This is a genomic window from Allobosea sp. GW821-FHT10B12, assembly GCF_059415545.1.
In genome coordinates, this window is record NZ_JBWKNL010000017.1 from 33,670 (window position 1) to 53,745 (window position 20,076).

General features: G+C 65.4%; 34 protein-coding genes. 1 reads left to right on the forward strand and 33 read right to left on the reverse strand.

The window, feature by feature from the left end:
- The first annotated feature begins 17 nt into the window (after positions 1–17).
- A complete protein-coding gene (locus AC07O0_RS29765; RefSeq protein ID WP_494628416.1) occupies positions 18–437 on the forward strand; it encodes a BLUF domain-containing protein in 420 nt (139 codons plus the stop codon).
- 3 nt (positions 438–440) lie between these two features.
- Here AC07O0_RS29765 and AC07O0_RS29770 read toward each other — a convergent pair whose 3' ends face one another.
- From AC07O0_RS29770 to AC07O0_RS29930, 33 genes are all read right to left on the reverse strand, one after another.
- Positions 441–1,397 carry a tripartite tricarboxylate transporter substrate-binding protein gene (locus AC07O0_RS29770; RefSeq protein WP_494628418.1) on the reverse strand — a complete coding sequence of 319 codons (957 nt, stop codon included), beginning with the start codon at positions 1,395–1,397 and terminating at the stop codon, positions 441–443.
- A 151-nt stretch (positions 1,398–1,548) separates the two neighbouring features.
- Entirely contained in the window at positions 1,549–2,502 is a 954-nt protein-coding gene (locus AC07O0_RS29775; protein ID WP_494628419.1) for a CPBP family intramembrane glutamic endopeptidase, read from the reverse strand.
- A gap of 128 nt (positions 2,503–2,630) precedes the next feature.
- Positions 2,631–3,050 carry a 50S ribosomal protein L17 gene (rplQ, locus tag AC07O0_RS29780; protein WP_454023927.1) on the reverse strand — a complete coding sequence of 140 codons (420 nt, stop codon included), beginning with the start codon at positions 3,048–3,050 and terminating at the stop codon, positions 2,631–2,633.
- A 115-nt stretch (positions 3,051–3,165) separates the two neighbouring features.
- Positions 3,166–4,182: a DNA-directed RNA polymerase subunit alpha gene (locus AC07O0_RS29785; protein WP_152013690.1), complete on the reverse strand. Its 1,017-nt coding sequence runs from the start codon at positions 4,180–4,182 to the stop codon at positions 3,166–3,168.
- 91 nt (positions 4,183–4,273) lie between these two features.
- Positions 4,274–4,663 carry a 30S ribosomal protein S11 gene (gene rpsK / locus AC07O0_RS29790; protein WP_043237079.1) on the reverse strand — a complete coding sequence of 130 codons (390 nt, stop codon included), beginning with the start codon at positions 4,661–4,663 and terminating at the stop codon, positions 4,274–4,276.
- 122 nt (positions 4,664–4,785) lie between these two features.
- Positions 4,786–5,154 (reverse strand): 30S ribosomal protein S13, encoded by a 369-nt coding sequence (rpsM, locus tag AC07O0_RS29795; protein WP_137881186.1) that lies wholly within the window; start codon positions 5,152–5,154, stop codon positions 4,786–4,788.
- Between the two features lie 228 nt (positions 5,155–5,382).
- Positions 5,383–6,579: an ABC transporter substrate-binding protein gene (locus AC07O0_RS29800; protein WP_494628422.1), complete on the reverse strand. Its 1,197-nt coding sequence runs from the start codon at positions 6,577–6,579 to the stop codon at positions 5,383–5,385.
- A 189-nt stretch (positions 6,580–6,768) separates the two neighbouring features.
- Positions 6,769–7,755, reverse strand: coding sequence for a hypothetical protein (locus AC07O0_RS29805; RefSeq protein ID WP_494628424.1), 987 nt, complete (start codon positions 7,753–7,755; stop codon positions 6,769–6,771).
- Positions 7,756–7,822: 67 nt separating this feature from the next.
- Complete coding sequence (locus AC07O0_RS29810) at positions 7,823–8,125, reverse strand: alkylphosphonate utilization protein (protein WP_494628426.1); 303 nt, start codon at positions 8,123–8,125, stop codon at positions 7,823–7,825.
- Positions 8,126–8,199: 74 nt separating this feature from the next.
- On the reverse strand, positions 8,200–8,781 hold the full coding sequence (locus AC07O0_RS29815) for an adenylate kinase (protein ID WP_454023931.1): 582 nt from the start codon (positions 8,779–8,781) through the stop codon (positions 8,200–8,202).
- A complete protein-coding gene (secY, locus tag AC07O0_RS29820; protein WP_494628428.1) occupies positions 8,781–10,118 on the reverse strand; it encodes a preprotein translocase subunit SecY in 1,338 nt (445 codons plus the stop codon). Before secY ends, AC07O0_RS29815 begins: the two co-directional genes overlap by 1 nt.
- A gap of 97 nt (positions 10,119–10,215) precedes the next feature.
- Entirely contained in the window at positions 10,216–10,695 is a 480-nt protein-coding gene (gene rplO / locus AC07O0_RS29825; RefSeq protein WP_454023933.1) for a 50S ribosomal protein L15, read from the reverse strand.
- A gap of 12 nt (positions 10,696–10,707) precedes the next feature.
- The gene (gene rpmD, locus AC07O0_RS29830) at positions 10,708–10,902 is read right to left on the reverse strand and encodes a 50S ribosomal protein L30 (protein ID WP_091842304.1); all 195 of its coding nucleotides are present in this window, start codon (positions 10,900–10,902) and stop codon (positions 10,708–10,710) included.
- 10 nt (positions 10,903–10,912) lie between these two features.
- Positions 10,913–11,473: a 30S ribosomal protein S5 gene (gene rpsE, locus AC07O0_RS29835; protein ID WP_092159597.1), complete on the reverse strand. Its 561-nt coding sequence runs from the start codon at positions 11,471–11,473 to the stop codon at positions 10,913–10,915.
- A 134-nt stretch (positions 11,474–11,607) separates the two neighbouring features.
- On the reverse strand, positions 11,608–11,970 hold the full coding sequence (rplR, locus tag AC07O0_RS29840; protein WP_494628430.1) for a 50S ribosomal protein L18: 363 nt from the start codon (positions 11,968–11,970) through the stop codon (positions 11,608–11,610).
- 11 nt (positions 11,971–11,981) lie between these two features.
- A complete protein-coding gene (gene rplF / locus AC07O0_RS29845) occupies positions 11,982–12,515 on the reverse strand; it encodes a 50S ribosomal protein L6 (RefSeq protein WP_092159599.1) in 534 nt (177 codons plus the stop codon).
- 30 nt (positions 12,516–12,545) lie between these two features.
- On the reverse strand, positions 12,546–12,944 hold the full coding sequence (rpsH, locus tag AC07O0_RS29850; protein WP_057193248.1) for a 30S ribosomal protein S8: 399 nt from the start codon (positions 12,942–12,944) through the stop codon (positions 12,546–12,548).
- A gap of 12 nt (positions 12,945–12,956) precedes the next feature.
- Complete coding sequence (rpsN, locus tag AC07O0_RS29855) at positions 12,957–13,262, reverse strand: 30S ribosomal protein S14 (RefSeq protein WP_092159603.1); 306 nt, start codon at positions 13,260–13,262, stop codon at positions 12,957–12,959.
- A 36-nt stretch (positions 13,263–13,298) separates the two neighbouring features.
- The gene (rplE, locus tag AC07O0_RS29860) at positions 13,299–13,865 is read right to left on the reverse strand and encodes a 50S ribosomal protein L5 (protein WP_454023936.1); all 567 of its coding nucleotides are present in this window, start codon (positions 13,863–13,865) and stop codon (positions 13,299–13,301) included.
- Positions 13,858–14,175, reverse strand: coding sequence for a 50S ribosomal protein L24 (gene rplX, locus AC07O0_RS29865; RefSeq protein ID WP_057193254.1), 318 nt, complete (start codon positions 14,173–14,175; stop codon positions 13,858–13,860). The genes rplE and rplX overlap by 8 nt, the downstream gene beginning before the upstream one ends.
- Positions 14,175–14,543 carry a 50S ribosomal protein L14 gene (rplN, locus tag AC07O0_RS29870; RefSeq protein ID WP_057193256.1) on the reverse strand — a complete coding sequence of 123 codons (369 nt, stop codon included), beginning with the start codon at positions 14,541–14,543 and terminating at the stop codon, positions 14,175–14,177. Before rplN ends, rplX begins: the two co-directional genes overlap by 1 nt.
- Before the next feature lie 112 nt (positions 14,544–14,655).
- Positions 14,656–14,898 carry a 30S ribosomal protein S17 gene (gene rpsQ, locus AC07O0_RS29875; protein ID WP_494628434.1) on the reverse strand — a complete coding sequence of 81 codons (243 nt, stop codon included), beginning with the start codon at positions 14,896–14,898 and terminating at the stop codon, positions 14,656–14,658.
- Between the two features lie 13 nt (positions 14,899–14,911).
- Positions 14,912–15,124 (reverse strand): 50S ribosomal protein L29, encoded by a 213-nt coding sequence (gene rpmC, locus AC07O0_RS29880; protein WP_091842257.1) that lies wholly within the window; start codon positions 15,122–15,124, stop codon positions 14,912–14,914.
- 10 nt (positions 15,125–15,134) lie between these two features.
- The gene (rplP, locus tag AC07O0_RS29885) at positions 15,135–15,548 is read right to left on the reverse strand and encodes a 50S ribosomal protein L16 (protein ID WP_057193262.1); all 414 of its coding nucleotides are present in this window, start codon (positions 15,546–15,548) and stop codon (positions 15,135–15,137) included.
- Between the two features lie 18 nt (positions 15,549–15,566).
- A complete protein-coding gene (gene rpsC / locus AC07O0_RS29890; protein ID WP_137881199.1) occupies positions 15,567–16,283 on the reverse strand; it encodes a 30S ribosomal protein S3 in 717 nt (238 codons plus the stop codon).
- A 10-nt stretch (positions 16,284–16,293) separates the two neighbouring features.
- Positions 16,294–16,677, reverse strand: a complete 384-nt coding sequence (rplV, locus tag AC07O0_RS29895; RefSeq protein ID WP_091842262.1) for a 50S ribosomal protein L22 — start codon at positions 16,675–16,677, stop codon at positions 16,294–16,296.
- Positions 16,678–16,680: 3 nt separating this feature from the next.
- Complete coding sequence (gene rpsS, locus AC07O0_RS29900; protein ID WP_091842265.1) at positions 16,681–16,959, reverse strand: 30S ribosomal protein S19; 279 nt, start codon at positions 16,957–16,959, stop codon at positions 16,681–16,683.
- A gap of 8 nt (positions 16,960–16,967) precedes the next feature.
- Positions 16,968–17,810 carry a 50S ribosomal protein L2 gene (gene rplB / locus AC07O0_RS29905; RefSeq protein WP_454023939.1) on the reverse strand — a complete coding sequence of 281 codons (843 nt, stop codon included), beginning with the start codon at positions 17,808–17,810 and terminating at the stop codon, positions 16,968–16,970.
- A 14-nt stretch (positions 17,811–17,824) separates the two neighbouring features.
- Entirely contained in the window at positions 17,825–18,133 is a 309-nt protein-coding gene (locus AC07O0_RS29910) for a 50S ribosomal protein L23 (RefSeq protein WP_092159641.1), read from the reverse strand.
- Positions 18,130–18,750: a 50S ribosomal protein L4 gene (gene rplD, locus AC07O0_RS29915; RefSeq protein ID WP_137881201.1), complete on the reverse strand. Its 621-nt coding sequence runs from the start codon at positions 18,748–18,750 to the stop codon at positions 18,130–18,132. Before rplD ends, AC07O0_RS29910 begins: the two co-directional genes overlap by 4 nt.
- A complete protein-coding gene (gene rplC / locus AC07O0_RS29920; RefSeq protein WP_346359045.1) occupies positions 18,750–19,484 on the reverse strand; it encodes a 50S ribosomal protein L3 in 735 nt (244 codons plus the stop codon). The genes rplD and rplC overlap by 1 nt, the downstream gene beginning before the upstream one ends.
- Before the next feature lie 122 nt (positions 19,485–19,606).
- On the reverse strand, positions 19,607–19,915 hold the full coding sequence (gene rpsJ, locus AC07O0_RS29925; RefSeq protein WP_043237115.1) for a 30S ribosomal protein S10: 309 nt from the start codon (positions 19,913–19,915) through the stop codon (positions 19,607–19,609).
- Between the two features lie 68 nt (positions 19,916–19,983).
- A partial coding sequence (locus AC07O0_RS29930) for an EF-Tu C-terminal domain-related protein (RefSeq protein ID WP_494628441.1) occupies positions 19,984–20,076 on the reverse strand: 93 nt, incomplete at its 5' end.

Genomic DNA, 20,076 nt, shown 5'->3' on the forward strand with positions numbered 1-20,076 from the left:
TGGAAAGGACCATCGACGTGAACCTCGTGCGCCTTGTTTATGCCAGCCGCAGCCGACTCGTCGAGGCGGATCGACGCGTCGAGCTCGCGCGCATTCTCGAGACGGCGCGACGGCTCAATGCCGAGCGGCATGTCACGGGGTTCCTGATGGCGACGCCGGGCGGATTCGCCCAGGTCCTCGAAGGCGAGGCCGGCTCTATCGCGGAAACCTATGGCCGGATCATGGTCGATCCACGCCATGGCGAGCTGCGCCTGCTGGCGCAGGATGCCATCGCGCAACGAAAGTTCACCGGCTGGGCGATGGCCTTCGCCGAGCACAATGAGACGACCCAGTTCATCTTCGGGCTCTACGGCGTCTCGCCGGAGGCCGAGATCTTCGAGCAGCCGCTGGACGTGCTGCTCGATCTCGCCGGCGAGCTCGCCAGCGCGCAGGCTTGAGGCCTACTTGCTGTCGCTGAGCAGCACCTTGTACTTCTCGATCTCGGCCGGGACCATCTTGGCGACGAACTCCGGCGACATCTCCTCCTTCTCGGGCAATACCGAGGAGAGCTCCTTGAAGCGCGCATGCAGCTTCTCGCTGGAAAGCGCGGTACGCAGCGCCTGGTTCAGGCGGTCGATCACCGGCTGCGGCGTGCCCTTCGGCGCGAAGATCGCGTTCCAGCCCTGGGCCTGGAAGGCCGGCAGCCCGGCCTCGGCCGCGGTCGGCACGTCGGGCAGGCTCGGCAGGCGCTGCGGCGTCGCCACCACCAGCGCCTTGACCTTGTTTCCCTGGACCGCCCCGGAGAGCGAGGTCGCGGCATCGCAGACGCCGTCGATCTGCCCGCCCATCAGATCGTTCAGCGCCGGGCCCGCGCCGCGATAGCTCACCAGCGCCACGTCGAGCCCCGACGCCTTCAGGAAGTTGCGGCAGATCAGATAGTTCGACGAACCGACGCCGGCATGGCCGAGGCTGAGCTTGCCGGGGTTCTTCTTAGCGTAATCGAGGAATTCCTTGAGGTCCTTGGCCGGAAAGTCGAGTTTCAGCGCGATCATCGGCGAGGTCTTGGCGACCAGGCCGATCGGCACGAAATCGGCCGGGGTGTATTTCAGGTCGTTGTAGATCGTGTAGGAGGCGGCGTTGGTGCCGCTGTTGCCGATCACAATGGTGTAGCCGTCGGGCTCGGCGCGGGCCGCCCGGGTCAGCGCGGTGGCGCCGCCCGCTCCGCCCATGTTCTCCATCACGATGCGCTGGCCGAGCACCTGGGCCATCTCCTCGCCGACGAGCCGCGCGATCACATCGGAGGAGCCGCCGGCCGCGAACGGCACCAGCATGTTGATCGGCTTCGACGGATACTTGTCCTGGGCCTCGGCCGGCAGGACGGCGATGGCGGCGAGCATGGTCAGAGCAGCGCGCTTCATGCGAGAATTCCCCTCGTTGCCGGGCTTGTTTCCCATTGGCGTTGCAGCGCCCTGCCCGGTTCGAGGCGACGCTAGCATCGGCCTGACGCAGCGAAAAGCGCGAGCGGGCGCAACAATCTCCCGTAGCAATCGTGGCCGCCGCCCTGCGCCGCTACGACAATGATCGCAGCCGCACCGGCGAGGCGCGGTCCAAGAGCAGGAGTTGCGTCACCGCCACGACCAGAACGCCGTACAGGGCGAACATGACCGCCTGCGTCGGCGTCCAGCCCGGGTCGAGGATCGAGCGCCCCATGAACAACGCGGCGCTGCCCAGGTCCGGTTGGTACGAGAACAGCATGACGGCACCGATATTATTGGCGAGATGCGCGCCCATCGCCGCCGCCAGATTGCCGCTCGCCATGAGTAGGCAGGTCATGCTCAGCGAGAAGCCGAGGATGACGAACAGACCGGCCAGGTTCATTGCCGTCGAAGCTCCGCTTTGCCAGTGCATTGCTGTGAACAGCACCGTCGGCACGGCGAGCCAGATCAGCGGCGTCGCGAAGCGTGCCGCCAGCGCCTGGTGGAGATACCCGCGAAAGACAACCTCCTCGGCCGAGGTTTGCAGGAACAGGCTGACGAGCAGCAGAGGCGCCATCGCCAGCCAGCTGGACAGGCTGACACTGCCGCGGACGATGGTCGGATCGATGAGAAGGGCGATCGGCGCGGTCACGAAGCCGACGACCAATGTGACGAGCGCGCTCCTGGCAAAATCTGACCAGTATAAGCGCCCCTCGACCCCGAACAGCCCACGCAACGGCCGCCTATGGGCGACCTTAACGGCCAGCCAGACGGCGAACCATAGCGGCGCGATCGAGAGCAGCATGACGAAGGGCCAGATCGGGTCACCGGTCAGGTCCGCCAGATCGATGAGCTCGAAGACGCCGCCGAAGCTCCCCGGCCAGATCCCGTCGCGGACCAGAATCAAGACAGCGGAGGCATAAACGAAGACAAGCGATACGACGGCCCAGATGACCGCGATGATCGCGACCGCGAGAAGGATGCGCCACAGCGCACTCTTCCCATTGCGAGCGGCATCGACATAGGCGGCAAAGCGGCTTGCTCGCATCGGGATATCCAGGCTCGAATCCACGCGTATTGCGTATATCCCTCAAAACCTCGGCAAGTCAGGAGAGCGGACAAAGAAAAAGGGCGGCCCGAAGACCGCCCTTTCGAAATGCTCGATGCCGATGAGGCTCAGGCCGCCTGCTCGTCATCCGCCGTGAAGACCGGGCCGGAATCCTTGCCCTTGGCCTCGACGTCGCGGTCGACGAACTCGATCACGGCGAGCGGGGCGTTGTCGCCGAAGCGGAAGCCGGCCTTCATGATGCGCAGATAGCCGCCATTGCGCTCCTTGTAGCGCGGGCCCAGCACGGCGAAGAGCTTGCCGACCAGGGCGACGTCCTTGATCTGCGCGATCGCCTGGCGGCGGGCGTGCAGGTCGCCGCGCTTGCCGAGGGTCACCAGCTTCTCGACGACCGGACGTAGGTCCTTGGCCTTCGGCAGCGTGGTGGTGATCTGCTCGTGCTTGATCAGGGCCTGGGCCATGTTGGCGAACATCGCCTGGCGATGCTCGGCCGTGCGGTTGAAACGGCGACCGCGAAATCCGTGACGCATGTTTGGCTCCTTCGTTGCTTACGGCCGCCGTGCCACGGAACGGCCGTCCTTTATGCTCCGGAGTGATGTCACGCCGGGCGGGGAATGGCGCGGGAGGTATCCCCGCGCCAGGGTCTCAGTAGTGCTCTTCGAAGCGCTTCGCCAGCTCTTCGATGTTCTCCGGCGGCCAGCCCTGCACGTCCATGCCGAGATGGAGGCCCATGGTGGCGAGCACTTCCTTGATCTCGTTCAGCGACTTGCGGCCGAAGTTCGGGGTGCGCAGCATCTCGCCCTCGGACTTCTGGATGAGGTCGCCGATATAGACGATGTTGTCGTTCTTCAGGCAGTTCGCCGAACGGACCGACAGTTCGAGCTCGTCGACCTTCTTGAGCAGGGCCGGGTTGAACGGCAGCTGCGGCGCGGTCGAGACGGCCTCTTCCTTGCGCGGCTCTTCGAAGGTGATGAAGACGGCGAGCTGATCCTGCAGGATGCGGGCGGCGAGCGCCAGCGCGTCCTCGGGCGAAACCGAGCCGTTGGTCTCGATCTGCATGGTCAGCATGTCGCGGTCGAGGTTCTGGCCCTCGCGGGTGTTCTCGACGCGATAGGAGACCTTCTTGACCGGCGAGTAGAGGCTGTCGACCGGGATCAGGCCGATCGGCGCGTCCTCGGGACGGTTCTGCTCGGAGGGGACGTAGCCCTTGCCGGTGTTGACCGTGAACTCCATGCGGATCTCGGCCCCGTCGTCGAGCGTGCAGAGCACGAGCTCGGGATTGAGGATCGAGACATCGCCGATGGTGTTGATGTCGCCGGCGGTAACGGCGCCAGGACCGGTCTTGCGCAGGGTCATGCGCTTGGGACCCTCGCCCTGCATCTTGATGGCGATCGCCTTGATGTTCAGGACGATGTCGGTGACGTCCTCGCGCACGCCCGGGATCGAGGAGAATTCATGCAGCACGCCGTCGATCTGGACGGCGGTGACGGCAGCGCCCTGGAGCGAGGAGAGCAGCACGCGGCGCAGCGCGTTGCCGAGGGTCATGCCGAAGCCGCGCTCGAGCGGACGCGCGATCACGGTGGCCTGACGCTTCGGGTCGTCGCCGACCTTGACTTCGAGCTTGTTAGGCTTGGACAGATCCTGCCAATTCTTGCTGATCACGACCGCACTCCTGGTGATTCAATAATGGCGGCGGCGGGCCGCCCCGTACCGGCGTCCGCCCCTGCGGACGCCGCTTCGATCCGGCTAAGGCTCAGACGCGGCGACGCTTGCGCGGCCGGCAGCCATTGTGCGGGATCGGCGTCACGTCGCGGATCGAGGTGACGGTGAAGCCGGCGGCCTGCAGCGCGCGCAGCGCCGACTCGCGGCCCGAACCCGGACCGGTGACCTCGACCTCGAGGGTGCGCATGCCGTGCTCGGCAGCCTTGCGGGCGGCGTCCTCGGCGGCGACCTGAGCGGCATAGGGGGTCGACTTGCGCGAGCCCTTGAAACCCATCGTGCCGGCGGACGACCACGAGATCGTGTTGCCCTGTGCGTCGGTGATGGTGATCATGGTGTTGTTGAACGAGGCGTTCACATGCGCGACGCCGGAAACGATGTTCTTGCGTTCGCGACGACGGACGCGTTGGGCTTCCTTGGCCATAGTCTCTTTCTTCCATCCTTCAGGCGCGCCCGTGATGCCAGGCGCTGGGGATGTCGCCTGCCCGCGAGCAGGTCAGGCGACGCAAAACAGTGCAGCGGGCCGGTTGTCCGGCCCGCCGAAACTCACTTCTTCTTGCCGGCGATCGGCTTCGCCTTGCCCTTGCGGGTGCGGGCGTTGGTGTGGGTACGCTGGCCGCGCACCGGCAGCGAGCGGCGATGACGCAGGCCGCGATAGCAGCCGAGGTCCATCAGGCGCTTGATGTTCATCGAGACTTCGCGACGCAGATCGCCCTCGACGAGATAGTCGCGGTCGATCGTCTCGCGGATCTGCAGCACTTCGGCGTCGGTCAGCTGGTTGACCCGGCGCTCGGCGGCGATGCCGACCTTCTCGCAGATCTCCTGGGCCTTGTGGGCGCCGATGCCGTGAATGTACTGCAGACCGATGACGACGCGCTTGCCGGTCGGAATGTTGACGCCCGCGATACGAGCCATGTTCTTCACCTCTCCATTGCGGCCGCGACGCGGAGCGCCACGACAATGACAAGAACTCCGCGTCCGGTGGAGGCCGGCCCCTGCGGAGCATTGAACCCAGTCCACGCGAGAACGCGACGTCGACCCTTCTTGCGAAGGCATCGGCATCGCTCATCTGAAACCGGATGGCCGGCTGTTAGTCGGTCGGGCGCCCCCTGTCAAGCCGGGAGACGCCCAACCGGGCCTGCGTCACTTCTTGACCACTGGGCACTTGCTCTCCGAGAGCGGCGCGATGATCTCGGCCGCCGGGATCCTGCGGACCACCTTGAAGTAGTCCCAGGCCGCCTTGGATTCGGACGGAGCCTTGGCCTCGACCAGCAGCATGTCGTTCAGCAGGCGGCCGTCCTCGCGGATCTTCGCGCCGGGCGCGTAGAAATCATCGACCGGCAGCTCCTTCATCTTGGCCGCGACTGCAGGCCCCGCCGCCGTACCGGCCGCCTTCACCGCCTTGAGATAGTGCAGCACCGAGGAATAGACGCTGGCCTGGATCATGCCCGGCATCTTCTTGGTTCGCGCCATGTAGCGGTCGGCGAAGGCGCGGCTCGGCTTGTCGGCGTCGTGATAATAGGCGGCGGTGGTAATCAGGCCCTTGGCCTTGTCGAGGCCGAGCCCGTGCACGTCGCTCAGCACCACGACCATGGCGGCGAGCTTCTGGCCGCTGTCGACGAGGCCGAACTCGCCGGCCTGCTTGATCGAGTTGATCGTGTCGGTGCCGGCATTGGCGAAGGCGACGATCTTGGCCTTCGAGGCCTGCGCCTGCAGCAGGAAGGAGGAGAAGTCCGGCGTCGAGAGCGGCGCGCGCACCGCGCCCAGCGTCTTGCCCTTGTTGGCCGCGACGATCGATTCGATATCGGCGGTGAGCTGATGGCCGAAGGCGTAGTCGGCGGCGATGATGTACCAGCTGTCGCCGCCCTCGCGCAGGATCGACAGCGCCGTGCCCTTGGCCGAGGTCGCCGTGTCGAAGGTCCACATGAAGCCGGTCGGCGAGCAGTCCTCGTTGAACAGCCGCGTCGTCGCCGGGCCATTGTAGAGCGCGACCTTCTGCTTCTCCTTGGCGATGCCCGCGACTGCGAGTGCCACCGCCGAATTGGTCAGGTCGGCGATGGCGGTGACGCCGTCGACATCGTACCAGCGCCGCGCCAGGCCGGCGGCGATATCAGGCTTGTTCTGGTGGTCGCCAGCAACGATCTCGATCGGCTTGCCGAGCACCGAGCCACCGAAATCCTCGATCGCCAGCTTCGCCGCCTCGACCGAGCCGAGCCCGCCGAACTCGGCATAATTGCCCGACTGGTCGTTGAGGATGCCGATCTTGACCGCATCCTGCGCCTGCGCGGTCGATGCGGTCGCCAGCAGCGCGGCCGCCACAAGGCACGCAACCCGTTTCATGCTGTCCTCCCGATCACTGGCCGGTCGGTCAGCCGGCGATGGCGCATGCCACCAGCCATCGGCTACCGCCGCCATGTCTTGGCCGTCTTGGGCCTGCCGGAAGTTCAGTTTCGGGGAGAGGATGTGTCAATTGCAGGAGCGGGGCGCGAAATCGCGCCTGCGCTGGCGCAAAAGCGCACCGGGGGCTGATCAGTAGTGCCTTATGAAAGCGCGCCGCAGGGCCTCATCGATCTCCTCGCGCTGCCTTTGCAGCTTCTCGTCGAGCTCGCGCCGCTCCCGCTCATAGCGCGCATTCCATTCCTGCCATTCGCGCTTCTTGGCCAGGGCAACGATCTGCGCGTCCGTGGACCAGATTCCGAGCAGGTTGCTGCCAGCCACGACGATCCCGATCAGCGGCAGCACGATCTTGATCGCCTCCCATGCCGAGATCGGTCGCGGCGTTCCTCCCGCCGCGACCACTTTCCGGCCGGGCACGGCCGTCGCCTCAGTTCCATCCGGCCAGCGCGCGGCATAGACGACCGGCACGCTCGGCTTCGGCCGGTGGGGCTCTCCGCCGAACGCCCGCCAGCGCACCTCGACCGCAGCACGAAGCTGCTGCGGCTCGACGCCGACGAATTCCGCATGCAGCGCGCATTGCACCATGTCGCCCTTCGCGATGAAGGCGGTCTGGTGCCAGTAGGGTCCGCGCTGGAACAGCGACTTGATATGCAGGTTCGCCTGGTAGAACTGCTTGGAGACCAGGACCACGGTGACGTCGTTATAGTGCAGGTTCCGCGGATTGCGCGCCAGCCAGTGCCAGACCACGATGTCGATCGTGTCGATGCCCTTGACCTCGCGCCAGGGGATGAAGCTCTCCTTGCGCGATGACGACCAGCATATGTGCACGCCATCCGGCGACAGCACATAGACCGGCTTGCCGCGGCGGAAGCGACGCCGGAGCGCGAAGGCCGAAAGGCCGATGCCGACGAGGATCGCCGCCGAGGCGCCGAAGGTCTCGCCGGGAGGCGGCCAGTCGGGAATTTTCACGGCGAAAATGAAGAGGCCGCAGAACAGGGTCAGCAAGCCGATCGGCAGCCAGCTCGCGAACTCCGCGTCCAGCCGGTATTCGAGCGTCTGATGGACATCCGAAGGATCGACCTGCACGGCCAGCCCGCCCGCTCTTCCAGGCCGCAGCATGCCACAACTCGGCAGGTTTGGAATGTCGGCTTCGGGCGTTGCGAGAGCGGCTGCGCTTCAGCAGGTCTCAGCGCTTGCGCACGAACTCCGTGCGCAGCACCAGCCCCTTGATGCTCTCGTGCCGGCAGTCGATCTCCTCGGGATTGTCCGTCAGCCGGATCGAGCGGATCACCGTGCCCTGCTTCAGGGTCTGGTTGGCGCCTTTGACCTTGAGGTCCTTGATCAGCGTCACCGCGTCGCCATCGGCGAGGATGTTGCCGGAGGCATCGCGGACCTCGGACTTCTGAGCCGCAGCCGTCGCCAGCTCCGAGGCCGGGCGCCACTCACCGGTCGCTTCGTCATAGACGTAGTCGTCGTTGCCGTTGGGCATGGGCCTGCTCCATCGCAAGAAAAAGCCGCGCGGCGAGAACCGCGCGGCCTCTGAATTCGGATTGGGCCGGGCTCTCAGCCCGTCAGCGCCTGCTCGATTGCGGTCGAGACATGATCGATCGGCTGCATGCCGTCGATCGGCGTCAGCTGGCCGCGCTTCTCGTAATAGGGCGCGACGATCGCTGTATCGCGGTTATAGGCCTCGAGCCGGGTCTTGAAGACCTCCGGGTCGTCGTCCTTGCGGACCGGCTGGCCAGCGGCCTTGGCTTCTTCAGCGCGGCGCACGATCCGGTCGACGAGCTTGCTCTGGTCGACCCTGAGCTCCAGCACCTTGTCGAGCTTCAGCCCCTTGCCGGCGAGCATGGCGTCGAGTGCCTCGGCCTGTGCCAGGGTGCGCGGGAAGCCGTCGAGGATGAAGCCCTTCTTCGCATCGGCTTCTTCGATGCGGTCGGCGACGATGCCAATGACGATCTCGTCCGAGACCAGCCCACCGGCATCCATCACCGCCTTCGCCTTGAGACCGACCGGGGTGCCGGCGGCCACCGCCGCGCGCAGCATGTCGCCGGTCGAGAGTTGCGGAATGCCGTGCTTCGCGACGATCCGCGTCGCCTGAGTGCCCTTCCCCGCCCCTGGCGGCCCCAGGAAAATCAGCCTCATCAGCGCCTTGCCCCCCTCAACTTCGCCTTCTTGACCAGGCCCTCATACTGGTGGGCCAGGAGATGACCATGGACCTGAGCGACAGTGTCCATCGTCGTCGTCACCACGATCAGCAGCGAGGTGCCGCCGAGCAGGATGATCGGAATCTGGGCATAGGTGATCATGAACTCGGGGATCAAGCAGACGATAGTCAAATAGGCGGCGCCGAGCACGGTGATGCGGGTCAGCACCCGGTCGATATGCTCGGCGGTGCGCTCGCCCGGGCGGATGCCCGGCATGAAGCCGCCATGCTTCTTGAGGTTGTCCGCCGTCTCGACCGGATTGAACACGATCGCGGTGTAGAAGAAGCAGAAGAAGATGATCAGCGCCGCATAGAGGATCATGAACAGCGGCCGGCCATGGGCCAGATAGGTCGCGAGCGTCGACAGGATGCCGGTGCCGCCGGAAGCCTGCGAGAAGCTGGCGATCGTGGTCGGCAGCAGCAGCAGCGAGGAGGCGAAGATCGGCGGGATCACGCCGGCGGTGTTGAGCTTCAGCGGCAGGAACGAGGTCTGGCCCTCATACATGCGGTTGCCGACCTGGCGCTTCGGGTAGTTGATCAGCAGGCGGCGCTGGGCGCGCTCGACGAAGACGACGAAGGCGATGACACAGACCGCCATGACCAGCACCAGCAGCAGGAGGCCGGTCGAGATCGCGCCCTGGCGGCCGAGCTCGAGCGTCTGCGCCAACTGTGCCGGGAACTCGGCGATGATGCCGGCGAAGATGATCATCGAGGTGCCGTTGCCGATGCCGCGGCTGGTGATCTGCTCACCGAGCCAGAGCAGGAACATCGTGCCGCCGACCAGGGTGATCGTGGTCGAGATCAGGAAGAACGGCCCGGGTTCGAGCACGAGATTGCCCGAGCCTTGAAGACCCACGCCGATGCCCCAGGCCTGGAACACCGCCAAGACCAGCGTCAGGTAGCGCGTGTACTGGTTGAGGATCTTGCGGCCCGCCTCGCCTTCCTTCTTCAGCGCCTCGAAAGTCGGGACGACGCTGGACAGCAGCTGGATGATGATCGAGGCCGAGATGTACGGCATGATCGCCAGCGCGAAGATCGCGAGCCGGCCGACCGCACCGCCGGAGAACATGTTGAACAGGCCGAGCACGCCCGACTGGGTCTGCTTGAACAGATCGGCGACCGCGTCGGGGTTCATGCCCGGCAGCGGGATATAGGTGCCGAGCCGGTAGACGATCAGCGCCCCCAGCGTGAACCAGATCCGCTTCTTCAGCTCGTCGGCCTTGGCCAGCGCGCCGAAGTTCAGGTTTGCCGCAAGCTGTTCAGCCGCCGATGCCATGCGTCCGGTCCTTGGGTGTAATCTGGTCTAGACAGTCGAACGGCGGCCAAGGCTTCGGGCCCGGCCGCCGCTCGCGTTAGTCATGTAAGCGTGGAAGTCACGCCTGTGAAGCGGCAGCCGCCAGGATCTTGACCGTGCCGCCAGCCTTCTCGATCGCCTCGACGGCCGACTTCGACGCACCGGCCACCTCGAAGGCGAGCTTCGCCTTGAGCTCGCCGACGCCGAGGATCTTGACGCCGTCCTTGGCCTGCCGGGTGATGACGCCGGCGGCGACCAGCGCCTCGATCGTCACGGCACCCTTGGCATCGAGCTTGCCGGCTTCGACTGCCTGCTGGATGCGACCGAGGTTGACCTCGTTCAGATCCTTGGCGAACAGGTTGTGGAAGCCGCGCTTCGGCAGGCGCCGATAGAGCGGCATCTGGCCGCCTTCGAAGCCCTTGACCGCGACGCCGGCGCGAGCCTTCTGGCCCTTGACGCCACGTCCGCCGGTCTTGCCTTTGCCGGAGCCGATGCCGCGGCCGACGCGGATGCGCGACTTGGTCGCGCCTTCGTTGTCACGAATGTCTGTGAGTTTCATGTTCGCCCCTCCTCACTTCGCGTCGACGACGCGGACGAGGTGCTTGACCTTCTCGACCATGCCACGCGCAGCCGGCGTGTCCTGCAGGGTCGATTGGCGGCGGATCTTGTTCAGGCCGAGACCGATCAGGGTCTGGCGCTGCGAGGCGTCGCGGCGGATCGGCGAACCGATCTGCTCGACGGTGAAGGTCTTCTCAGCCTTTGCCATCGAACCCTCCTCACGCGTCCGCGCCGGCATCCGCGCCAGCATCGCGGCGGCGGGTCTGCAGGGCCGAAACCTTGAGCGAGCGACGCGCAGCGACGCTGCGCGGCGAATCCTCGTTCTTCAGCGCATCGAAGGTGGCGCGCACGAGGTTGTACGGGTTCGACGAGCCGAGCGACTTCGAAACCACGTCCTGCATGCCGACCGCCTCGAAGACGGCGCGCATCGGGCCGCCGGCGATGATGCCGGTACCGGCCGGGGCAGCGCGCAGCACGACCTTGCCGGCGCCGTGACGGCCCTGGACGTCGTGGTGCAGCGTGCGGCCTTCGCGCAGCGGAATGCGGACGAGACCACGCTTGGCGGCTTCCGTCGCCTTGCGGATCGCCTCGGGAACTTCACGGGCCTTGCCGTGGCCGAAGCCGACGCGGCCCTTCTGGTCACCGACGACGACGAGGGCAGCAAAGCCGAAGCGACGGCCGCCCTTCACCACCTTGGCGACGCGGTTGATGTGGACCAGCCGGTCCACGAATTCCGAATCGCGCTCTTCGCGATCGCGGTCACGAGGTTCTCTCGCCATGTCTTCCTCTTACTTGCGCGGACGGTGCCGATCATGGCCCGCCGCTCGCTCGAGCGCTCCGGAATGGAGCGGCTTTCCAAATGCGATATGCGGGAAGCCGTTGGGGCCTCCCGCATCCCGCGGTCTTCAACCAGTCAGAAGCTCAGCCCGCCTTCGCGAGCGGCCTCGGCCAACGCCTTGACGCGGCCATGGTACATGTAGGCGCCACGGTCGAACACGACCTCCTTGACGCCGGCCTTGATGGCGCGCTCGGCAAGGATCTTGCCGATCTGCGCCGCGGCCTCGACATTCGCGCCCGACTTGATCTCGGCACGGATATCCTTGTCCATCGACGAGGCCGAAGCGAGCGTCAGCCCCTTCGTGTCGTCGATGACCTGCGCATAGATCTGCTTGCCGGTGCGGTGCACCGACAGGCGGGCGCGGCCATTGGCCACTGCCTTGATCGCGCGGCGGACGCGGGCCTTGCGGCGCGCAGTCGCAACTGTCTGCTTGCTCATGGCTCGCGTCCTTACTTCTTCTTGCCTTCCTTGCGGAAGATGAATTCGCCGGCGTACTTGACGCCCTTGCCCTTGTAGGGCTCGGGACCGCGATAGTCGCGGATCTCGGCGGCGGTCTGGCCGACGACCTGCTTGTCGATGCCGACGACGACGATTTCCGTCGGCTTCGGCGTCGTGATCGTCACCCCGGCCGGGATTTCGTAGTCGATGTCGTGGCTGTAGCCGAGCGAGAGCTTCAGGACCTTGCCGGCGACCGCGGCCTTGTAGCCGACGCCGTTGATCTCGAGCTTCTTCTCGAATCCGGCCGTCGTGCCGACGACCAGGTTGTTGATGCGGGCGCGCGAGGTGCCCCAGAGCGCGCGGGCGCGCTTGGTCTGCGACCGCGGCTGGACGGCGATGGCGCCGTTCTCCAGGGCGACCGAGACCTCCTCGGGAACCACGAAGGACAGTTCGCCCTTCGCGCCCTTGACCTTGACCAGCTGGCCCGAAACGTTGGCGGTGACGCCAGCGGGGACCGAAACGGGCTTCTTACCGATACGAGACATTGGATCTCTCCTGAGCAGCGGCCTGAAAGGTCAGAAGACCTTGCAGAGCACTTCGCCGCCCACGTTCTGCTCGCGGGCAAGATGATCGGACATCACGCCACGGGGCGTGGAGACGATGGTGACGCCGAGGCCGTCGGCCACGCGCGGCATGGTCTCGACCGAGGAGTAGACGCGACGGCCGGGCTTCGACACGCGCGAGATCGACCGGATGACCGGCTGTCCCTCGTGGTACTTCAGCTCGATGTCGAACTCGGTACGGCCGTTGCCGAACTCGGTGGTCGAATAGCCGCGGATGTAGCCTTCCGACTGCAGCACGTCGAGCACGCGGGCGCGCAGCTTCGAGCCCGGGGTGGAAACGCGCGACTTGCGCCGCATCTGCGCATTGCGGATGCGGGTCAGCATATCGCCAAGCGGATCGATGATCGCCATGGTGCTACCTCCTCACCAGCTCGACTTGACGAGGCCGGGAACCAGCCCCTTGTTGCCGAGCTCGCGCAGAGCAACGCGCGACATCTTCAGCTTGCGATAGAACGCGCGCGGGCGGCCGGTGACTTCGCAACGGTTGCGCACGCGGATGCCGGCGGAATTGCGCGGCAGTTCGGCCAGCTTCAGGCGAGCGAGGAAACGCTCGTCCATCGACTGGTTCTCGTCATTGGCGATCGCGAGAAGGCGCGCCCGGCGGCCCGCGAATTTCTTCACGAGCGCCTTGCGGTGGTTGTTCTTCTCGACGGAGCTCTTCTTAGCCATCGATATCTCCTGGTTTCCGCGTATGAGCCCGAAGGCTCACTGCCGGAACGGGAAGTTGAAGTGCTTGAGCAGGGCGCGAGCCTCGTCATCCGACTTCGCAGTCGTGCAGACGATCACGTCCATACCCCAGACCTGGTCGACCTTGTCGTAGTTGATCTCGGGGAACACGATGTGCTCCTTGATCCCGAGCGCGAAATTGCCGCGCCCGTCGAACGACTTCGGGTTGAGGCCACGGAAGTCGCGCACCCGCGGAAGAGCAATGGTGACGAGCCGGTCGACGAACTCGAACATCTTGGTCTTGCGCAGCGTGACCTTGCAGCCCACCGCCATGTTCTCGCGCAGCTTGAAGCCGGCGATGGCGAGGCGGGACTTGGTGATGACCGGCTTCTGGCCGGCGATCATGGCAAGGTCGCCGGCGGCGTTGTCGACCTTCTTGCGGTCGGCAGTCGCTTCGCCAACGCCCATGTTGATGACGACCTTCTCGAGGGTCGGCACTTCCATGACGTTCTTGTAGCCGAACTCGGCGATCATCGCGGGACGAACGACGTCCTCGTAATGCTTCTTCAAACGCGGCGAGAGAGCCGCCTGCTGGGTATCAGCCATCGATCAGATCTCCCGAACGCTTGGCGAAACGGACCTTGCGGCCGTCATCGAGCACCTTGAAGCCGACGCGGGTCGGCTTGCCGTCCTTCGGATCGGCGACGGCCAGGTTCGACAGGTCGATCGTGGCTTCCTTGCTGATGATGCCGCCCTCGGACTGGGCGGTAGCCTTGGTGTGCTTCTTCACCAGGTTCACGCCGCGCACGACGGCGCGGGCGTCCTTCGGCAGGACCTGGAGCACTTCGCCGTTCTTGCCTTTGTCGCGGCCGGCGAGCACGACGACCTTGTCGCCCTTCTTGATCTTCGCAGCCATCACAGCACCTCGGGAGCGAGCGAAATGATCTTCATGTGGTTCTTGGCGCGCAGCTCGCGCGGAACCGGTCCGAAGATACGGGTGCCCACCGGCTCCTTCTGGTTGTTGATCAGCACGGCCGCATTGCGGTCGAAGCGGATCACCGAACCGTCAGGACGCTTGATGTCCTTGGCGGTGCGCACGACGATCGCCTTCATGACGTCGCCCTTCTTCACGCGGCCGCGCGGAATGGCTTCCTTGATGGAAACCACGATAATATCGCCGATGCGGGCATAGCGCCGCTTCGAGCCGCCGAGAACCTTGATGCACATCACGCGGCGGGCGCCGGAATTGTCGGCGACCTCGAGATTGGTCTGCACCTGGATCATGGCCTTGATCCTTCCATCTGTGTATCAGCGCGGTTTCCGGACAAAGGCGTTATGCCTGAGCCCGGACTACGACTGACGGGGGTCGATCGCCCCCTGGCCTCAATGATTTCGCTTACGCCTTGGGGGCGTTTTCGAGCACAACCCAGCTTTTCAGCTTGGAAATGGGCTTCGACTCCTCGATCCAAACCGAGTCACCGACCTTGAACGACCCCGCCTCGTCATGGGCGTGATAGTTCTTCGAACGGCGCACCGTCTTCTTGAGGAGCGGGTGCGTATAACGCCGCTCGACCTTGACCACAACAGTTTTGTTTTGCTTGTCGCTGACGACGACGCCCTGCAGCACGCGCTTCGGCATGGTCCCCTACTCCTCAGGCGCTCACTGCCGCGGTCTTCGACCGCTGCAGTGTCTTGATGCGGGCGATCTCCTTGCGCACCAAGGTGACCCGAGCGGTATTCTCGAGCTGACCGGTGGCGCGCTGGAAACGCAGGTTGAACTGCTCCTTCTTGAGCTTGAGAAGCTCGTCCTGGAGCTGGTCCGCGCTCATCACTTTGAGATCGGACAGGCGTTGAGTCGATTTCATCTCGCCCTCCTTACTCGGCGATGCGCTGGATGAAGCGGGTCTTGATCGGCAGCTTGGCGGCGCCGAGACGGAGCGCCTCGCGGGCGATATCCTCCGGGACGCCGTCGAGCTCGAACATGATCCGGCCCGGCTTGACCTTGGCCGCCCAGAACTCGGGCGAACCCTTGCCCTTACCCATGCGGACTTCGGTCGGCTTCTTCGAGACCGGCACGTCCGGGAAGATCCGGATCCAGACTCGACCCGCGCGCTTCATGGCGCGGGTGATGGCACGACGGGCCGCCTCGATCTGGCGGGCCGTGACGCGCTCCGGCTCCTGGGCCTTCAGGCCGAACTGGCCGAAGTTGAGGTCCGTACCGCCCTTGGCGACGCCGGAAATGCGTCCCTTGAACTGCTTACGGAACTTAGTGCGCTTTGGTTGCAGCATGGCTCTTCTCGATCAGCCTTACGCAGCCTGCTCGCGACGTTCGCGACGCTCACCACCCGAGCGGCCGCCCTCGTCCGAGAGGCGCTTGTCCTGGGCCATCGGGTCGTGTTCGAGGATCTCGCCCTTGAAGATCCAGACCTTGATCCCGCACGTGCCGTAGGTCGTGAAGGCAGTGGCGACGCCGTAATCGACGTCGGCGCGCAGCGTATGCAGCGGCACGCGGCCCTCACGGTACCATTCGAGGCGCGCGATTTCCGCGCCGCCCAGACGGCCCGAGCAGTTGATGCGGATGCCCTCGGCGCCGAGACGCATCGCCGACTGCACGGCGCGCTTCATGGCGCGACGGAAGGCGACGCGGCGCTCGAGCTGCTGAGCGATCGAGTCGGCGACCAGGGTCGCGTCGATCTCGGGCTTGCGCACCTCGACGATGTTGATCGTCACGTCGGCGTTCGTCAGCTTCGAGACCGTCTTGCGCAGCTTCTCGATGTCGGCGCCCTTCTTGCCGATCACCACGCCCGGACGAGCCGAGTGGATGGTGACGCGGCACTTCTTGTGCGGACGCTCGATGATGATCTTCGAGACGGCAGCCTGCTTCAGCAGCTTCATCAGGGCGGCGCGGATCGCCATGTCCTCATGCAGCAGCTTGCCGTACTCGCCCTTGTTGGCGAACCAGCGCGAATCCCAGGTCCGGTTGATGCCGAGACGAAGGCCGATCGGATTGATTTTCTGACCCATCGTTCTCTCCTCAGGCCTTCGCAGCCTGAACTTCGCGCACCACGATCGTGATGTTGGCGAAGGGCTTCATGATGCGGGCGCCACGGCCGCGGGCGCGGGCATGGAAGCGCTTCATGACAAGCGCCTTGCCGACGAAGGCCTGCGAGACGACCAGATCGTCGACGTCGAGATCATGATTGTTCTCGGCGTTGGCGATCGCGCTCTGCAGGCACTTGCGCACATCGGTCGAGATCCGCTTGCGCGAGAACTCGAGGTCGGCGAGCGCGGTCGAGACCTTCTTGCCGCGGATGAGCTGGGCGAGAAGGTTCAGCTTCTGCGGGGAGACGCGCAGGTTGCGCGCCACCGCCTTGGCCTCGTTCTCGGGCAGCGCACGGGGGGCGGAGGGCTTACCCATGGCTTACTTCCTCTTCGCCTTCTTGTCGGCAGCGTGGCCGGGGAAGGTGCGCGTCGGCGAGAACTCGCCGAACTTGTGGCCCACCATCTCCTCGGAGACGTTCACCGGCACATGCTTGTGGCCGTTGTAGACGCCGAACGTCAGACCGACGAACTGCGGGAGGATCGTGGAGCGGCGGCTCCAGATCTTGATGACTTCCGACCGGCTCGCCGAACGGGCGACCTCGGCCTTCTTCAGGAGGTATCCGTCGACGAACGGACCTTTCCAAAGCGAACGCGCCATGACGGACCTCAGTTCTTCTTCTTGCGGGCGTGACGGCTCGACACGATGAACGTATCGGTCCGCTTGTTCGAGCGGGTCTTCTTGCCCTTGGTCGGCAGACCCCAGGGCGTGACCGGATGACGGCCGCCCGAGGTGCGGCCTTCGCCGCCGCCGTGCGGGTGGTCGACCGGGTTCATCGACACGCCGCGATTGTGCGGACGCTTGCCCAGCCAGCGATTGCGGCCGGCCTTGCCGATGTTGATGTTCATGTGGTCGGGGTTCGAGACCGCGCCCACGGTAGCATAGCACAGGCCGCTGATCAGGCGCTGCTCGCCCGAGTTCAGGCGGACGATGACGTAGCCCTGGTCACGGCCGACGATCTGGGCGTAGTTGCCCGCCGAGCGCGCCAGCGCCCCGCCCTTGCCGATCTTGAGCTCGACATTGTGGACGATCGTGCCGATCGGCAGCGAGCCCATCGGGGCGGCGTTGCCGGGCTTCACGTCGACGCTGTCGCCGGCGACGACGGTGTCGCCCACGGCCAGGCGCTGCGGCGCCAGGATGTAGGAGAGCTCGCCGTCCTGATACTTGATCAGGGCGATGAAGGCGGTGCGGTTCGGATCATACTCGATCCGCTCCACGGTCGCCGGGATACCGGCCTTGCCGCGACGCTTGAAATCGATCAGGCGCAGCGTGCGCTTGTGGCCACCGCCGCGGAAGCGGACGGTGATGCGGCCGAGGTTGTTGCGGCCGCCCGAGGACGACTTGCCCTCGGTCAGCGCCTTGACCGGCTTGCCCTTGTAGAGCTCGCTGCGGTCGACGATCACGAGCTGGCGAAGGCTCGGCGTGATCGGCTTGAAACTTTTCAAAGCCATGATGACGATCCTTCTCAGAGGCCCGTGGTGACGTCGATGGAGTGGCCCTCTTCGAGGGTCACGACCGCCTTCTTGACGTCAGAGCGCTGGCCGAGACGGCCGCGGAAGACCTTGACCTTGCCCTCGGTGACGAGCGTGTTGACGCTCACCACCTTGACGTCGAACAGCTTCTCGACGGCCGCCTTGATCTGCGGCTTGGTCGCGGTCTTGGCGACCTTGAAGACGACCTTGTTGTGCTCGGAGAGCATGGTCGCCTTCTCGGTGATCACGGGCCCGACGATGACGTCGTAGTGCCGCGGATCGAGGTTCTTGGACTGGCTCATTTGAAGCGCGCCTCCAGCGCGTCGACAGCCGAGCGCGTCAGCACGAGCTTGTCGCGACGCAGGATGTCATAGACGTTGATGCCCTGGACCGGCAGGACGTCGACGTTCGGGATCGAACGCGCCGCCAGGCCGAAGTTCACATCGATCTCGGCGCCGCCGATCACCAGCGCGCTCGACAGGTCGAGCTTGCCGAAATGACCGAGCAGGATCTTCGTCTTCGGCTCCGCGAGCTTCGCGTCGTCGATGATGATCAGGCCGGCATCCTTGGCCTTCGACGAAAGCGCATGGCGCAGGGCCAGGGCCTTCACCTTCTTCGGCAGCTCGTGAGCATGGTCACGCACCACCGGGCCGAAGGCCTTGCCGCCGCCGCGGAACTGCGGAGCGGAAGCCGCGCCGTGGCGAGCGCCGCCGGTGCCCTTCTGCTTGTAGATCTTCTTGCGGGTCCGGTCGACTTCCGAACGGCCCTTCGACTTGTGCGTGCCGGCGCGGCGCTTGGCGAGCTGGTAGCGCACCATGCGGGCGAGCAGATCGGCGCGCGGCTCGAGGCCGAAGATCGCATCGGACAGCTCGAGCGAGCCGGCCTTGCCGCCTTCAAGAGTGACGATATCGAGTTTCATCACACGTTCTCCTCAGCCTGGGCCGCAGGAGCCTCGACAGTTTCGGCCTTGCTCTCGCCGGAAACCTTGAACTTGCCCGGCAGCGGGGCGTCCTTCGGCAGCGTGCGCTTGACCGCGTCACGGACGTGGATCCAGCCGCCGGCGACGCCGGGGACGGCGCCCTCGACCAGGATCAGGCCGCGCTCGGCGTCCGTCTGGACGACGCGCAGGTTCTGCGTGGTGACGCGCTCGGCACCGAGATGGCCCGGCATCTTCTTGTTCTTGAAGGTCTTGCCCGGGTCCTGACGGCCACCGGTCGAACCGATCGAACGATGCGAGATCGAGACACCGTGCGTGGCGCGCAGACCGCCGAAGTTCCAGCGCTTCATGCCGCCGGCGAAGCCCTTGCCGGTGGTCGTGCCGGAGACGTCGACGAACTGGCCGACGACGAAGTGGTCGGCGGTCAGCTCGGCGCCGACCGGAATCAACGCGTCGTCGCTGACGCGGAACTCGACGATCTTCTGCTTCGGCTCGACCTTGGCGACGGCGAAGTGGCCGCGCTGCGCCTTCGAGACGTTCTTGACCTTGGCCAAGCCCGACCCGAGCTGCACGGCGACATAGCCGTTCTTCTCGATCGTGCGATGCGCGACGACCTGGCAGTTGTCGAGCTTCAGCACGGTGACCGGGATATGCTCGCCGGCATCGGTGAAGATGCGGGTCATCCCGACTTTCTGTGCAATCACACCGGAACGCATCGGTGCATACCTTCCCTTGGGGTCATGTCCATCCGGATTACCCGGAAACAGAGGACCCGATGATGGATCAGTCGATGGTCAGACGAAGTGGGTACCGGTTCGTCGCTCGGACCATCGACCACTTAAAGCTTGATTTCGACGTCGACGCCGGCGGCGAGATCGAGCTTCATGAGGGCGTCGACCGTCTGCGGGGTCGGGTCGACGATATCGAGAACCCGCTTGTGGGTCCGCATCTCGAACTGCTCGCGCGACTTCTTGTCGATGTGCGGCGAGCGGTTGACGGTGAACTTCTCGATCAGGGTCGGCAGCGGAATCGGGCCGCGAACCTGGGCGCCGGTGCGCTTCGCCGTCGAGACGATCTCGCGCGTCGACGCATCGAGGATACGATGGTCGAACGCCTTGAGGCGGATCCGGATATTCTGACCGTTCATGGTCCTGTTATCTCCGTGACGTGAAAAGGCGAAAGCCCCGAAGGGCTCCCGCCCTCAGATCAGCCTGCTTACTCGATGATGGTTGCGACGACGCCGGCGCCGACGGTGCGTCCGCCTTCGCGGATGGCGAAGCGGAGCTTCTCTTCCATCGCGATCGGCAC